This is a genomic window from Bacillus sp. CDB3 (assembly GCF_002081505.1).
In the GTDB taxonomy this organism is placed as follows: Bacteria; Bacillota; Bacilli; order Bacillales; family Bacillaceae_G; genus Bacillus_A; species Bacillus_A cereus_AT.
Genome location: NZ_ALBR01000080.1, coordinates 1 through 14,307 on the forward strand (window position 1 = coordinate 1; position 14,307 = coordinate 14,307).

The following is a 14,307-nucleotide window of genomic DNA, read 5'->3' on the forward strand; positions in this document are numbered from 1 at the left end:
TTCAACTTTTTCTTCTTCTGGTTTTACCAAGATTTCCGGTTTCTCTGTTACCTCTGGCTTCTCAAGAACATTCGGCTCTTCTGTCACCTTTGGCGTTTCCGGTTTTACTGGTTCTTCCATTTCTTCTGTTGTTTCTTCTTCAACTTTTTCTTCTTCTGGTTTTACCAAGATCTCCGGTTTCTCTGTTACCTCTGGTTTCTCAAGCACATTCGGCTCTTCTGTTACCTTTGGCGTTTCCGGTTTTACTGGTTCTTCCATTTCTTCTGTTGTTTCTTCTGTTGTTTCTTCTGTTGTTTCTTCTTCAATCGGTGTTACCTCTACTTGCGGTTTTTCTGTTACCTCTGGTTTCTCAAGCACATTTGGTTCTTCTGTCACCTTTGGTTCTTCCGGTTTCGATGGCTCTTCCATTTCTTCTGTTGTTTCTTCTTCAACTTTTTCTTCTTCTGGTTTTACCAAGATCTCCGGTTTCTCTGTTACCTCTGGTTTCTCAAGAACATTTGGCTCTTCTGTTACCTTTGGCGTTTCCGGTTTTACTGGTTCTTCCATTTCTTCTGTTGTTTCTTCTTCAACTTTTTCTTCTTCTGGTTTTACCAAATTTCCGGTTTTTCTGTTACCTCTGGTTTCTCTAGCACATTCGGCTCTTCTGTCACCTTTGGCGTTTCCGGTTTTACTGGCTCTTCCATCTCTTCTGTTGTTTCTTCTTCAATCTTTTCTTCTTCTGGTTTCACCCAAATTTCCGGTTTTTCTGTTACCTCTGGTTTTTCTGGCTTATTCGGCTCTTCTGTCACCTTTGGTTCTTCCGGTTTTACTGGTTCTTCCAGTTCTCCTGTTGTTTCTTCTTCAATCTTTTCTTCTTCTGGTTTCACCCAAATTTCCGGTTTTTCTGTTACCTCTGGTTTTTCTGGCTTATTCGGCTCTTCTGTCACCTTTGGTTCTTCCGGTTTAGTTGGATCTTCCAGTTCTTCTATTGTTTCTTCTTTACCTTGATTTTCTACTTCTGGCGCTTCGTGTATCTTAATATTTGTAATATCATATCCATTAACTTTCGATTGATATCCCGATACTGGTTTTTCTTTCACTTCATACTTATGAGCTTTTCCTTCATTATCAACTGCTGGTAATTTTTCAAACTCATATTTCCAACCATTTGCTGCGGTAACTTCTTTCGTTGTAATAACTTTACCATTTTGCAGTAAATCTACTTTAATTGTTTCTGGGCGATCGTTTACTTTGTCGCCTTCCCACGTTTTCGTTCCTGCAACGGATGTAGTTTTCAACTTATTTGGAACCAGAAGTTTTACTCCATTTACAGCATCTTTCATAATCGTAACGGGGATTTTTACGTTTGGATCAAACTCTACATAGTTCGGTGCTGAAATTTCTTGTACATAATAATTACCTGGAGTAATGTTTGGCACTTCAACTACTCCGTCTTTATTTGTTGTATAAGAATCACCAATTTGCTGACCTGACTCTGTGTACAATTTAAAAGAAACACCAGGGATAACTTTCCCCTCGTTGCCCTCAATATGCTTAACAATTTGGAGCGTTCCTTTTGCAGGTAATTTCCCTTCAACTTCACCATCAAATTCTATATTTTCGACTTTCACACTATTTGATTCAGAAATAGGCTTCTCATATAAAATTTGATAATCAAGTTTATAATCATTTTGTAAAAACTTTAACTTTTCCCCACTCTCAGTAATAGTTGATTTATAGGCAACAGTAAATGAAGTAGCGTGCCCCTTATCTCTATAAATTACAACTTCAAATGAGTTGTCACTAGTAAACTTAATGTATCCATAACCCCGCTCTTGAAATTGTTGAATGGACAATTGTTCTTTATTATTTACATTAATAGTAAAGCTCTCTTTATTCAGTAATTGTCCTTCTTGTAACGTATCTTTCAAAACGATATTGTCATGTAAATATTGTTTCTTCAAATTTATATTTAAAAACCAACGTACTTCATTACTTTTGTCTGGCTGAATATCACCAGATTTATAGAAAAAGTACCCAGGCTCTTGCCCCTCACTTTTTGGGTGAGTAATGCTTACCGTTTGTTTTTCTAAACTTGTTCCTAAATTCGTTTGGACATCTTTCGTTGTTCCAACTTCTACATTAGTACCTTGAACAGTAAAACTAAAATTCCCTCTAATATCTTCAAGCTGCTCTACTGTATCATTAAACGTACAGACCACATTATTTTTATTAATCTGGCAAGTACCAAAAACGCGCCCTTTTTCATCCTTTAATGGGATCGTTCCACTATATCCATTTAATTCTGGAGGAAGTGCTAACGTTAATGTATCCCCAGACTTCATCTTCTTGCCAGGCTTTTCACTAAAGTTTACATGTACGCTAGTCTTGTCCCCATAATTTAATTTTGTCTTTTCAAATTTAAAACTATCAACAAATCCTGTTGTGTTTAATTCTTGAGCATGCCCTACGATAGGTGTAAAAACTTGCCCAATTATAACAGTAAAAATAAAACAAATTACAGATATTCTTTTTAAATATGTACTCATAACGCCTCCAATTTTAATCATCACATTTTTATATTACAAAATCCTTTTCACCCTAAACCACCTTGAAAAAAGGTTACAACTAAAGAATATTTGCAGCATCAAACTATCTTTAATCATGCAAAACAAAGCAGTAAACAACACGATTCATTAACCATATTGTTCTCTTTTTTTGGCAGCCAACAATAAATATTAGTACTAATAAAAATGCATTACAAGACTGTTCATTTGTATATTAATTTGTTACTATATTCATGCTACCAAAATATACTAAATGACCACTTTAGTCATACGGTCATCTGATGACTGATTTTTTTCTCTTTCAAACATTATCCATCACCATTCTCCTTAATAATTTTATTCCACTAGTACCGAAGCACGAACATATTCCGAAATTACACACCCACATTTACTATTTTAATATTTCTCATCACTTCAAAAATAACCTTTTTAACAAGGATCCTATAGTATTAAAATTAAAACAGGAAATAATAAAATATATTTTACTATAATAATAGGAAGTAATTATAAATAGAGGTGCATACAATTTTTTTTAGACTGTTATCTCCTCATTTTTAATAATTTCACAATAATAAGGCTACCTTTCCTTATTAAGAAAGATAGCCTTATTTGTATAGACGACTGCTCTACCCTTTATTTCTTCACGCTTTTTAACGACTCTCTTAGCACAAATTTTTGTAATTTTCCGCTCGCATTACGAGGAAGTTCATCTACAAATAAGTAATGACGCGGACGTTTATAATCTGCTAATTCATCACTTTCTTTACAATACATTTCTAAATCAGCTTCTGAAATATTTTCATCTTTCTTTACAACGACCGCAACGACACGCTCTCCCCATAATTCATCTGGCTCACCAAGTACTGCAACATCTAATACACCAGGGTGACTATGAAGGAAATCTTCAATTTCACGAGGATAAATATTTACACCACCGCTAATTACCATATCATCAACGCGGTCTGCGACGAATAAATAGCCGTCTTTATCGAAGTAGCCTAAATCACCAGAATGATACCACCCTTTATACATCGATTTTGCATTTGCTTCTTCTCGATTATGATATCCAGCCATCATAGTCGGGCCGCGCAAAATAATTTCCCCTACTTCATAAGGAGGCAATACATCGTCTGGCTCTGCTGGTGCATCTTCGTTCGGTTTAACAATTCTAATTTCATGGCTAAAGCACGGTGTTCCTGCTGAACCAGCTTTCGTAATTTGATCCTCTTCTACGAGAAACGCAACAACCGGTCCCATTTCTGTCATTCCGTAAATTTGGACAAGATCAATATAAAGACGCTCTTTACACTCCTTCACTAGTGCTGGAGCCATCGCAGCCCCGCCATATACACCGATTTTCATCGAAGTTAAATCATACTCGGATAGATCTTTTTGCAGTAACATATTCCACATCGTTGGTGCTGCAAAAAACGTCGTAATCTTCTCTTCTTGAATTGTATGTAACACTCGATCCGTATCAAAATGATGTAAAATAACATTCTTTCCGCCAACTTGAATTCGCGGTATGATCCCAGCATTTAACTCGCCGCAATGATATAAAGGCGCTACCACAAGTCCGGCGCTATCCCTGTTATATTTTATGAAATACGTACAAATCATACTATGCTCAGCCATATCACGATGGCGATGTAGTACACCTTTCGGATGACCAGTCGTACCACTCGTATAAAGCATAGAACAATAATCCATCTCATCTACTACAATATCTACTTTTTCAGCTGATGCTTCATTTACTTTTTCATGGTAAGAACTCGCATAGGAAGGTGTATCGTCTTCTACATACCAAAAAGACGTATTTGGAAAATCTCGTTCAATCATAGCAACAGTTGATTCGACTGCTTTTTCAAAGACAACTAATTTCGAGGCTGCATCTTGGAGGATATACGATAATTCTTTTGCTTTTAAGCGGAAATTAATCGGGTTAAAGATCGCCCCAATTTTGGCACAGGCTAAGTAAACGTTTACAAATTCACGACAGTTATATAAGTAAACAGATACAGAGTCTCCTTTTCTTACTCCTTCTTTCAATAGAGCTTGCGCCGTTTTATTTATTTGCTCATCCCACTGTTTATATGTCCAGCGAATATTTTTTTCTGGTTCTACTAACGCCTCTTTATTTGGATACTTGCCAACTGCTAAATCAAAAATTCTCCCTATCGTCATGTACATGCCAACAATTTCCCCCTTTTCTCTTTCATAAATCTATCATTTCGTCTATAAGTAGACATTGTCCTCTAATAATCTGACTAATTTTTCTGATTATTATCGACATAGTTTTACAAACAGTGCGGTATCTTGGTAATTGAAATTATGTCGTCGATATTCAAAATATATCGAGTTACCAACAAAAATGGTGGGCAATAGCCCCTATATTAAAAAGAGGCCATCCCAAAATTGGGATAGCCTTCTTCTTCTTACGCGAATAGCTCTTCTAAAATTTTCAGTTTATCTTCTGTATATTTCACAAAGCCATCGTTATATGATTTTGGATCTTTCGGATTCGCAAAGTGTGTAATTGCTCCTGTTTGTGGGTGAACAAATTTACTTGATGCCCCGCAACCAAGTCCGATAATCGATTGTACTTCTTCCATAATAACAATATTGTAGATACTTTCTTGCGTAGGCATTGCATACCCAACGTTTTCTAAGTTACCTAAAATATTTTTTTGACGATATAAATAGTATGGCACGTAATTGTGGTTCTTCGTCCACTCTTCCGCCTCATGCATCATCGCAGTGATTTCTTCGCGACCTGCTACTTTATATTTACGTTTGTTTTGCGTCATTTCAGAAGCACGTTTAAATGATAACGTATGAACTGTTAACGATTCTGGCATTAACTTTTCAGTTTCGTCTAACGTATGCTTGAAGATATCTAACCCTTCACCAGGAAGACCAATAATTAAGTCCATGTTAATATTGTTCATTCCCATTTCACGTGCTAAATGATACTTCTCAATTGTTTCTTCTACAGTATGATGACGTCCAATTGCTTTTAGTGTTTCTTGATGGTATGACTGCGGATTAATACTAATACGGTCAATGTTCCATTTATTTAACACTTCTAGCTTCGCTGGTGTGATCGTATCTGGACGACCCGCCTCAACTGTTACTTCACGTACATCTTTCACATCAGGGAAAGCTTGGTACATTTCTTCATACAGCATATCCATCTCTTCTGCCGTAATACTCGTCGGTGTACCACCGCCGTAATAAATCGTCGTAACTTTAACACCTTTTTCTTTCAAAAACTTACCGATTTCACGAACTTCATAATGTAAACCGCCTAAGAATGAATCAACAGATCCTTGGCGTCCGTTAATTGCGTAAGCAGGGAACGTACAGTACGCACATTTTGTAGGACAAAACGGAATACCGATATAAATACTTACTTCTTCTTTCAAGCGGTATAAATCTGGAACCACCGCTAATTGGCAATCAACAATACGCTGAAGAAGTTCAATTTTCTCTTCATGAATTAAATAACTTTCACGAAGTTCTTGGTGCGCTTCTTCTTTTGACATACCATTTTGAAGCAGTTTGTGAAGAAGCTTCGTTGGGCGTACCCCAGTTAAAATTCCCCAGCTCTGTTCAAGTCCAGTTAGCTGTTGAAGTACAGAAAGATATACGTAAGAAACAACATGTTTCACTTGCTTCATACGTTCTTTTTCTTCTGTGAAAGCAGATAAATCTTTCGAGAATGTTTCTTCATATACATTTCCAGTCGCAACATCTGTTAAACGAGCCGATGCTGTCACATTACCTTCTATCTGTATATCAACTATAAGATTTGCTTCTTCTTTCTCAAACCCTATCGTGCTCTCTTCAAAAAATAAACCGCCAATATTTTGTAGCGGACGTAAAAAACGATCATCTTGTAACGTTTTAATTGAAATTAACAACATTATCACCTTTTCATTTGCAAACTCTCTTTAGTTTACTTGAAGGGAGTTTGCAGGTCAATACAGAAGGTTTTACCTTATTTCTATATTATATTTATAACATACTGAATATTGATTTTTCGCGAACATTTTCTAGTTGTATAGACATTATAACATACTCTTGCTACAATCTAGAACATATTTTGTTACTAATTTAACTATATAAAGGAGGACTGTTAACACGAGATACAGACTATAGCGTGTTATAACAACTATGAAAAAACAGTTTTACAACATTTTAGCACTTTCTTTGGCATTACAAACATTTGCAACTCCCACTTATTCATTTGCAGAAACTGCAAAGACAAACACAGAAACATCTACTGATGAACAAGCCTTAAAAAGCATCGAAGAACATGCAAAAAAACATCGACATGATGAAGAGAATCACCTTGAAATAAATGGTGAATATCTGCTCCATTTATCAAAAAAACTTCCACTATATGATTCGAACACTTTACAGAACAAAATAAATAGTGAAGTTACTGACCAAGTCGTAAAGGCAACAAAGAAAAAAGATACTGCATACTATGTACAAACTGCGTCTAGTTCTGGCTGGATCAATAATGATGATAATAGTTTAGAAGTACGAGAGATTCATAAACTTTCCAATAAAAAATTAATTATAAAGGAAGAGACTTTTACATATTCACTTCCTTTCGAACCATTTAAAGAAGAAAATAAAATACAACCACAAACAATCACTCCTACTGAACAATCTGGGAATTGGTTTAAAATTCAAGTAAACGAAAAACCAAAATGGATTTACGCGCCTTCAGCTACGTTTGAAGGTACGAAAGCATCCTTATTAGAAAATAAAAGTTCTACAGAAAAGAAAACTTTATATAGAACTCCCGCAAATTTATATACAAGCAATATTTATGGTGTGACATTTAAAGAAATGATTGTCCCAAAAGGTAATGAAAACATTCGACCTGGATACGCAATGGATCCAAAATACATTACAATTCATGAAACTGCTAATACGAGCAAAGGTGCTAACGCTTTAAATCACGCAAAGTACTTAGATAGTCAAGCACGTGGAAACACTGATCGTTCAGCATCTTGGCATTTTACTGTCGATGATAAAGAAATTTATCAACACCTTCCATTAAATGAAGTTGGATGGCATGCTGGAAATAAAACTGGAAATTATGAATCAATCGGAATTGAAATTGCTGTAAATAGCGATGGCGATTATGTTAAAGCAGTAGAAAACGCCCGCAAATTAGCTGCGTATTTAATGAATGAACTAAATATCTCACTAGATCACGTTCAAAAGCACCAATTTTGGAGTGGAAAAAACTGTCCTGCATTTATGATTCAACGTGGACAATGGAATGCTTTCTTACAAGGAACAAATGCTTATTATAATGAAAATCGTAAAGATGTTATCCCTGAAGAAATCCCACATGAAAAAGACGACATTACAGGTGGCTGGTATGAGCAAGATATTCGCCAGTTAGCAGCTAAAAAAATTATGTTCGGCGACGGTAATGGTTCTTATTGGCCAAATCGTCTTGTAACACGTGCAGAATTTGCAAACTTAATGTCCCGCTCTTTAAAGTTACCTGCTGGAAATTCTAAATTTACGGACTTAAACGAAGCACATGCATCTTTAGTAGATGGAATTAATCGTGCCGCTAGCGCAGGTATAATTAATGGTCGCGGGAATAATAAATTTGATCCAAATGCTACAATAACACGTGATGAAGCTGTTATTATGATTGATCGTGCACTAGAATACAAATGGATTTATAGAAAAGAAGTGAAATTACCATTCACTGACCAAGACTTAGCATACAATAAAAAAGCATTACAAAACGTTTATGCATACGGAATTGTAAGAGGTAATGAGCGAAACGAGTTTGTCCCAAAAGGTACAGCAACACGTGGTGAAGCTGCTGCATTTTTAAATAGAATGCTTAAAGTAATCGAAGCATAAAAACAAAAAAGAAACGTAGCGAAAACGCTACGTTTCTTTTTTCCAGGCTGTGGAGAAAGTCTTCTCCACAGCCTGTTTTTGTGTCTGAACCTCTTTTTATGTGTCAACACTGATAAAAAAGAGGAAAAGGAGAGATTTCTTATGATGGGTGCTTTAAAAAATCATCGCGATGAACGTGTATCTGTTTCTGTAGAAGAGTTAGTTCCACAAGATCATTTCCTTCGTGCGATTGAAGCGACAATTCGTTTTGATTTTATTGAGGAGAAGTTACGCCCTTATTACTGTGAAAACAATGGACGTCCGTCAATCCATCCTATCGTTTTATTCAAAATGATGTTTATTGGATATTTTTATGGTATTCGTTCTGAGCGTCAATTGGAAAAGGAGATTAAAACGAATATCGCCTACCGTTGGTTTTTAGGGTTTTCTCTATCAGATACTATTCCAGATCATTCTACAATCAGTTGGAATCGCCGTACCCGTTTTATTCATACAAATATTTTCGAAGAAATTTTTGATGAGATTGTGAGGCAAGCGACGGAGAACCGGATGGTGGGAGGACGTGCACTGATGACAGATTCTACACATATTAAGGCCAATGCTAATAAAAATAAATTTGTACATAAATATAAAAAAGAAAAGGCAAAGTTTTATATAGATGAACTAGAAGCTGCGGTAATCGAAGATCGTGAGGTACACGGAAAAAAGAATTAAAACCTAGAAAGGAAAGTGATACCCCTACTAAAAAAACTCGTATAAGCACTACGGATCCAGATAGTGGATTTTTAATGAGAGATGGAAAACCGAACGGTTTTCATTTCTTAGATCATCGTACAACTGATGCGAAGTACAATATCATTACAGATACCTATATAACGGCTGGAAATATGGCAGATTCCGAGCCGTATTTAGCACGTCTACAAGCTCAAATTAATAAATTCGGATTTAAGGTGGAAGCTGTAGCTCTTGATGCAGGCTATTTTACAGGTTATATCTGTAAGAAATTATCAGAAAGAAATATATTTATGGTGATGGGGTATCGCCGATTTGGAAAGCGAAATAAAGAAGTACCGAAAAGCCAATTTAAATATGTAGAAGAAATGAATGCATTTGCTTGTCCGATGGGATGTATTTTAGAGTATGCGACAACGGATCGCGAAGGATATCGTCAATATAAATCGAATCCAGAAGACTGCGCTGTTTGTCCGCTACGTGAGGTGTGCTTTTCAAAGAAACAGAAACAAAAAGTTATCACTCATCATGTATGGGAGAAATATAAAGATATCGCTAGAAAAAACAAGCTAACAGTTACAGGGAAAAAGTTGTATAAAGTACGCTGTTCAACTATAGAGCGAAGCTTTGCGGACGCCAAAGAACTCCATGGCTATCGATATGCTCGGTTTCGGGGGCTGAAGTCTGTCCAAATGCAGGCTTATCTCACCTCAGCTTGTCAAAATATGAAAAAAATAGCCCTCCATCTGACCAAAAAGGGTCTGGTGGAGGGCTATTTTTCTAAATTCTATTATTTTATGTTGTTTTCATTTGCTAAAATCAAAAAGATTTCAGAGTGTTGGGAACCCTAAAGGGTTTCCCAACACTCTGAAAAAAAGAAACGTAGCGAAAACGCTACGTTTCTTTTTTCATCGTTTTGGTGTATTTTTATGATTTTTCAAAAACGGAAGCGGGAATTGTTTACGAAAATGTTCTTTAATCATATACTCTACACCATTTTCACTATTCGAACGTGTAATCCAGTCAGCTGCTTGCTTTAACTCTACAGGCGCATTCCCCATCGCTACCCCAAGTCCAACGTTTTCAATGATCTCTAAATCTTCCATGCTATCCCCAATTGCAACCATTTCGTTTAGCGAAATATTTAAATGCTCTCCAAGCAATTGTAACCCGCGTAACTTTGATACATTTTGCGGCAAGATTTCTATTCGTTTCGGGTCACACTCAACATACTGTATATCTTGGAATGCTTTTCTTAGCGTAGTTAGCCCTCTTTCTTTTTCACCTTTACTATGGAAAACAACATCAATTTTTGGCGCCGCTACCGGATGATCACGAAGCGCATCACCTAACGAATCTACAAATTGAACTGGATAAAATAACGGATCTGCGCTTGATAATACAGTACGCGCAATTAAGTTGGGTGTATTTCTCTCACGATTTCCGATTGAAAACCGTTCATGAGAAATGCGTACGTTACAATCAAAGTGCTCTAACACTTGCACAATATTAAAAGTCTTCTCTTCGGATAATCTCTTTTGAATGTACGGTTTATCTAGCGTTGCTGAAACGAAAGCACCACCGTGTGTCACTAATATAGAATCTAATTTTAACGCCTTTGCTACTTTATGAGCGGATTGAAAATTACGACTCGTAAATAATGTAACGTATACATCTTTTCTTTTCACAAATTCAATTGTTTCTCGTAACCCTTTTGCGATTTTTCCGTTGTTGTATAGTAGTGTCCCATCTATATTAAGAGCTAGTAAGCGATAAATCATGTCGCACTCCCCCTCTTCGCTGTTGTACTCTATCCATAATTTATGAAATAAATGTAGCAAATAGAACGAGTTAGAATTACTACTCAAAATTTGGTTTACTATATACATATACAACCAGCAAAGGAGATAGTACAATGCAGGCACCACCTTCTTTTTATGAAGGCGATACGTTAGAAGTCGCAAAGAAGTTACTCGGACATAAACTTGTTCATATTGTGGATGGAATAAAACGAAGCGGAATTATTGTAGAAGTAGAAGCATACAAAGGTCCAGATGATAAGGCCGCACATAGTTACGGTGGCAGACGAACAGATCGAACAGAAGTAATGTTCGGTGCACCCGGACATGCTTACGTATATCTTATTTATGGTATGTATCATTGTTTTAACGTAATTACAGCACCAGTCGGCACCCCGCAAGGAATTCTCATTCGTGCTCTTGAGCCTATAGACGGAATCGAAGACATGAAACTAGCGCGCTACAACAAAACCGATATTACGAATAAGCAGTATAAAAACTTAACAAATGGACCTGGAAAACTATGCCGCGCACTCGGAATCACTTTAGAAGAACGCGGGGTATCATTACAAAGTGATACATTACATATTGAATTAGTTCCGGAAGAAGAACATTTATCATCCACACATAACATAATAGCTGGCCCTCGTATTAATATTGATTACGCAGAAGAAGCCATTCACTACCCATGGCGGTTTTATTATGAAAAGCATCCGTTTATTTCAAAGTAAAGAAGCTATCCTATAAGTCAGTGAAACCAACTTATAGGATAGCTCTTTTTTTCATAATTCATCACACGTCGAAAAGCCGAAATCCGGGCTCGGATTTCGGTTTTGTTTCTATAGAAGAAACCGTTGTTCCTCCAACATTGCCAAATACAGTTCATCTCCACAGAGAAAATCTTAAAAGCATTATTTTTTTAATGCATAATAATTATCCAAATTGAATTTCGACATAATGAAAGTTCCTGTTGGCGTTAAAAGTTGTGACATAGATTGTATGACATGCGGTAATTTCGCTGGCTCAATAGGATGTGATAGTAGGATGTACTGGAATTTTTCATCTGTAAATACCTCATGTAACTTGTCATACGCAGCAGAAGTTGTAGGAGCTACCCTATTTGCAAGAGCTGCCGCTTTTTCATTACTTTCTGCTCCGAATAAAGAAACTGCCTGATAACACCCTTTTATTTTTAATAAAGTGGCACCACATCCAGCTCCTATATGAAGAATATTTACTTGATCAGGCGCAAATCGCTCTAAAATCGCTAGTAAATCATAATGAATGTATAAACTTTCACCATAAAACCCCCATTTTCCATACAATTTTATATTATTTGCATGTAAAACTACGGAAAAGTTAACACTGTCTTCTCTCCACGATACACTTCCGTAGTGATGAATAAATGTATCTTTACATAAATACAATTTATATCCTTTTTCAAACATTCTTAGTGACAAATCATCATCTTCATAATTCCCCGGTGTAAATCGTTCATCTAATAATCCAACTTCATCTAACACCGATTTTTTTATAAGCATACAAAATCCGATTAATTTCATACGTTCTTCCCATTTATCTTTATCACTTTGATTATATAAAGTTGCAAACTTCTGCATTCCTTCAATATCTTTATAAAAAGTTTGTATAGCAGTATAGTAAGCGGCATTATTAGTTACGGGCCCTACCGCTCCAGCATCCTTACTTTCATATAAACACCGAATTAAGTTGCTTAGCCAATTTTCAGTTACGACCACATCATTATTCAATAATAAAATATTGTCACCTTTTGCCTCTTTAATTCCCTGATTGCATCCCTTTGGAAAACCCATATTCTCCGCATTTTCCACTAGCATAATATCCGATTGTTTTTGTAACCATTCTACAGTACCATCTGTTGACGCATTGTCCACAACTATTAACTCATACTCTTGTTCCACTGTATAAGTTCTAATACTTTGGATGCATTCTTTTGTATACTGTAATTGATTATGAGTCAATATAATTATACTTGTGAGCATGAATCAAACTCCTCTCAGCAGCCAAAATGATTATCTAGTATTATTAAGTATTATTTTTCCGATAAACTATCAAAATATTTTCTATTATATTCAATGCTTGGATTATTAGGTATGAACTGTGCAGCTTGTTCGTTATGATAAATTGCCTTTTCATATTCTTTTATTCGATCATAACAAATACATAGTTGAATATGCGGCAACCATGTATGACACTCTTCTCGGACAAACGGCGAATCCTTTGGCCTTGGCCCGTCAATTGCTGCATGGTACCAATATATCGCTTTAGAATATTCCCCTTGTTGCAAAAATACACGTCCTAAGTGGCAACAAAGTTCTCCTCTAGGCGTGTCATACGTAAATGATTGCAAACAAGACTGTATAGATTTTTTTAAGTCCCCCAATTCTAAATAACATTCGGCTCTTTTTAAACAAGCTTGAATGTTATCTTCAATCCAACCCTTTTCTTCATCTAAAAACCTAGAATACCCCTTAACAGCCTTATCAAATAATCTGTGATCCTTACATTCATTTGCATAATAGTAAACATCGCGGGGACTAAATTCTTTTCCACTCTCAAGATGTTTTTCATATATTTTTAAATTACGATTAGTATATGCTTTTATTTTTTTATGACTTACCCCTACATCACTATTTATAAGATTTCCATACACCTCTAAATATTCATGAACAAATCCATACCATTGAAAATTTCTACTTCTGTTGACTAATCGATATCTCCTTAAAGAATGTGTTGGATTTCCTTCTATATCAAAAGTTAAATAATATTTCATAGATACTGCATCCGTACTACGATCTAACGTACTTTTTAACTGCAACAATTTCTTTATATCTTCCGTATCTATTATGTCATCAGCGTCTAGCCAAAGAATGTATTCTTTTGTAGCTTTAGAAAACGCAAAATTTCGTGCCGCTGAAAAATCTTCAATCCATTGAAAATCATAAACTTTCGCGTCGTACTTCTTCACAATTTCTTTTGTAGCATCTGTTGAACCTGTATCTACAATAATAATTTCATCCACAACACTTTTGACCGATTCTAAGCATGTTGATATAGTTTGTTCTTCATCTTTTACAATCATGCATAAACTAATAGTAATGGAGTTTTCCATCATATCCCCCCTATCCTTTTGATGTATATGTTTGGAGAGAAATTTATATTTCTTTTGCTTCAAAATTGAGTTTTCATTTTACAAAAGAAACATAATGAGGCGGTGCAGTGAAATTAGATAGGGGAATTTCACTCGAAGATTGCAAATCAATGAAAAAAACCGAAGCCTGAAC

The 14,307-nt window shown here is 35.8% G+C and carries 9 protein-coding genes and 1 pseudogene; 3 read left to right on the forward strand and 7 right to left on the reverse strand.

The window, feature by feature from the left end; genetic code table 11:
• From CDB3_RS32485 to CDB3_RS19805, 4 genes and pseudogenes are all read right to left on the reverse strand, one after another.
• Positions 1–594: pseudogene (locus CDB3_RS32485) on the reverse strand (Cna B-type domain-containing protein); the annotation flags it as partial.
• Complete coding sequence (locus tag CDB3_RS19795; protein WP_256869889.1) at positions 588–2,528, reverse strand: Cna B-type domain-containing protein; 1,941 nt, start codon at positions 2,526–2,528, stop codon at positions 588–590. The pseudogene CDB3_RS32485 and the gene CDB3_RS19795, both read right to left, overlap by 7 nt.
• A 651-nt stretch (positions 2,529–3,179) precedes the next feature.
• Positions 3,180–4,736 carry a fatty acid--CoA ligase gene (locus CDB3_RS19800; RefSeq protein ID WP_128855680.1) on the reverse strand — a complete coding sequence of 519 codons (1,557 nt, stop codon included), beginning with the start codon at positions 4,734–4,736 and terminating at the stop codon, positions 3,180–3,182.
• A 245-nt stretch (positions 4,737–4,981) separates the two neighbouring features.
• Positions 4,982–6,472 (reverse strand): coproporphyrinogen III oxidase, encoded by a 1,491-nt coding sequence (locus tag CDB3_RS19805; protein ID WP_128855681.1) that lies wholly within the window; start codon positions 6,470–6,472, stop codon positions 4,982–4,984.
• Positions 6,473–6,722: 250 nt separating this feature from the next.
• On the opposite strand from CDB3_RS19805, the gene CDB3_RS19810 reads away from it, so the two are divergent.
• Positions 6,723–8,453 carry an S-layer homology domain-containing protein gene (locus CDB3_RS19810; protein ID WP_128855682.1) on the forward strand — a complete coding sequence of 577 codons (1,731 nt, stop codon included), beginning with the start codon at positions 6,723–6,725 and terminating at the stop codon, positions 8,451–8,453.
• 141 nt (positions 8,454–8,594) lie between these two features.
• Positions 8,595–10,036 (forward strand): IS1182 family transposase gene (locus CDB3_RS19815; protein ID WP_372708522.1). Its coding sequence is split into 2 segments (ribosomal slippage): positions 8,595–9,156 and positions 9,156–10,036, totalling 1,443 coding nucleotides; the frame shifts between segments, so codons are not numbered across the junction.
• Between the two features lie 57 nt (positions 10,037–10,093).
• On the opposite strand, the gene CDB3_RS19820 is transcribed toward CDB3_RS19815, so the two are convergent.
• A complete protein-coding gene (locus CDB3_RS19820) occupies positions 10,094–10,966 on the reverse strand; it encodes a Cof-type HAD-IIB family hydrolase (protein ID WP_098764201.1) in 873 nt (290 codons plus the stop codon).
• Between the two features lie 134 nt (positions 10,967–11,100).
• Between CDB3_RS19820 and CDB3_RS19825 the strand changes: the two genes are divergently transcribed.
• Positions 11,101–11,715 carry a DNA-3-methyladenine glycosylase gene (locus CDB3_RS19825; RefSeq protein ID WP_088009786.1) on the forward strand — a complete coding sequence of 205 codons (615 nt, stop codon included), beginning with the start codon at positions 11,101–11,103 and terminating at the stop codon, positions 11,713–11,715.
• 180 nt (positions 11,716–11,895) lie between these two features.
• On the opposite strand, the gene CDB3_RS19830 is transcribed toward CDB3_RS19825, so the two are convergent.
• Together CDB3_RS19830 and CDB3_RS19835 are read right to left on the reverse strand one after the other, a co-directional pair.
• Complete coding sequence (locus CDB3_RS19830) at positions 11,896–13,005, reverse strand: glycosyltransferase family 2 protein (protein ID WP_128855683.1); 1,110 nt, start codon at positions 13,003–13,005, stop codon at positions 11,896–11,898.
• Positions 13,006–13,055: 50 nt separating this feature from the next.
• The gene (locus CDB3_RS19835; protein WP_128855684.1) at positions 13,056–14,135 is read right to left on the reverse strand and encodes a tetratricopeptide repeat-containing glycosyltransferase family 2 protein; all 1,080 of its coding nucleotides are present in this window, start codon (positions 14,133–14,135) and stop codon (positions 13,056–13,058) included.
• Positions 14,136–14,307: the final 172 nt, after the last annotated feature.

Excerpts from the sequence above, each read along its gene's own strand:
- CDB3_RS19800 (WP_128855680.1), bottom strand. The coding sequence starts at position 4,736 with ATGTACATGACGATAGGGAGAATTTTTGATTTAGCAGTTGGCAAGTAT.
- CDB3_RS19825 (WP_088009786.1), top strand. The coding sequence starts at position 11,101 with ATGCAGGCACCACCTTCTTTTTATGAAGGCGATACGTTAGAAGTCGCA.
- CDB3_RS19835 (WP_128855684.1), bottom strand. The coding sequence starts at position 14,135 with ATGGAAAACTCCATTACTATTAGTTTATGCATGATTGTAAAAGATGAA.
- CDB3_RS19830 (WP_128855683.1), bottom strand. The coding sequence starts at position 13,005 with ATGCTCACAAGTATAATTATATTGACTCATAATCAATTACAGTATACA.
- CDB3_RS19820 (WP_098764201.1), bottom strand. The coding sequence starts at position 10,966 with ATGATTTATCGCTTACTAGCTCTTAATATAGATGGGACACTACTATAC.
- CDB3_RS19810 (WP_128855682.1), top strand. The coding sequence starts at position 6,723 with ATGAAAAAACAGTTTTACAACATTTTAGCACTTTCTTTGGCATTACAA.
- CDB3_RS19795 (WP_256869889.1), bottom strand. The coding sequence starts at position 2,528 with ATGAGTACATATTTAAAAAGAATATCTGTAATTTGTTTTATTTTTACT.
- CDB3_RS19805 (WP_128855681.1), bottom strand. The coding sequence starts at position 6,472 with ATGTTGTTAATTTCAATTAAAACGTTACAAGATGATCGTTTTTTACGT.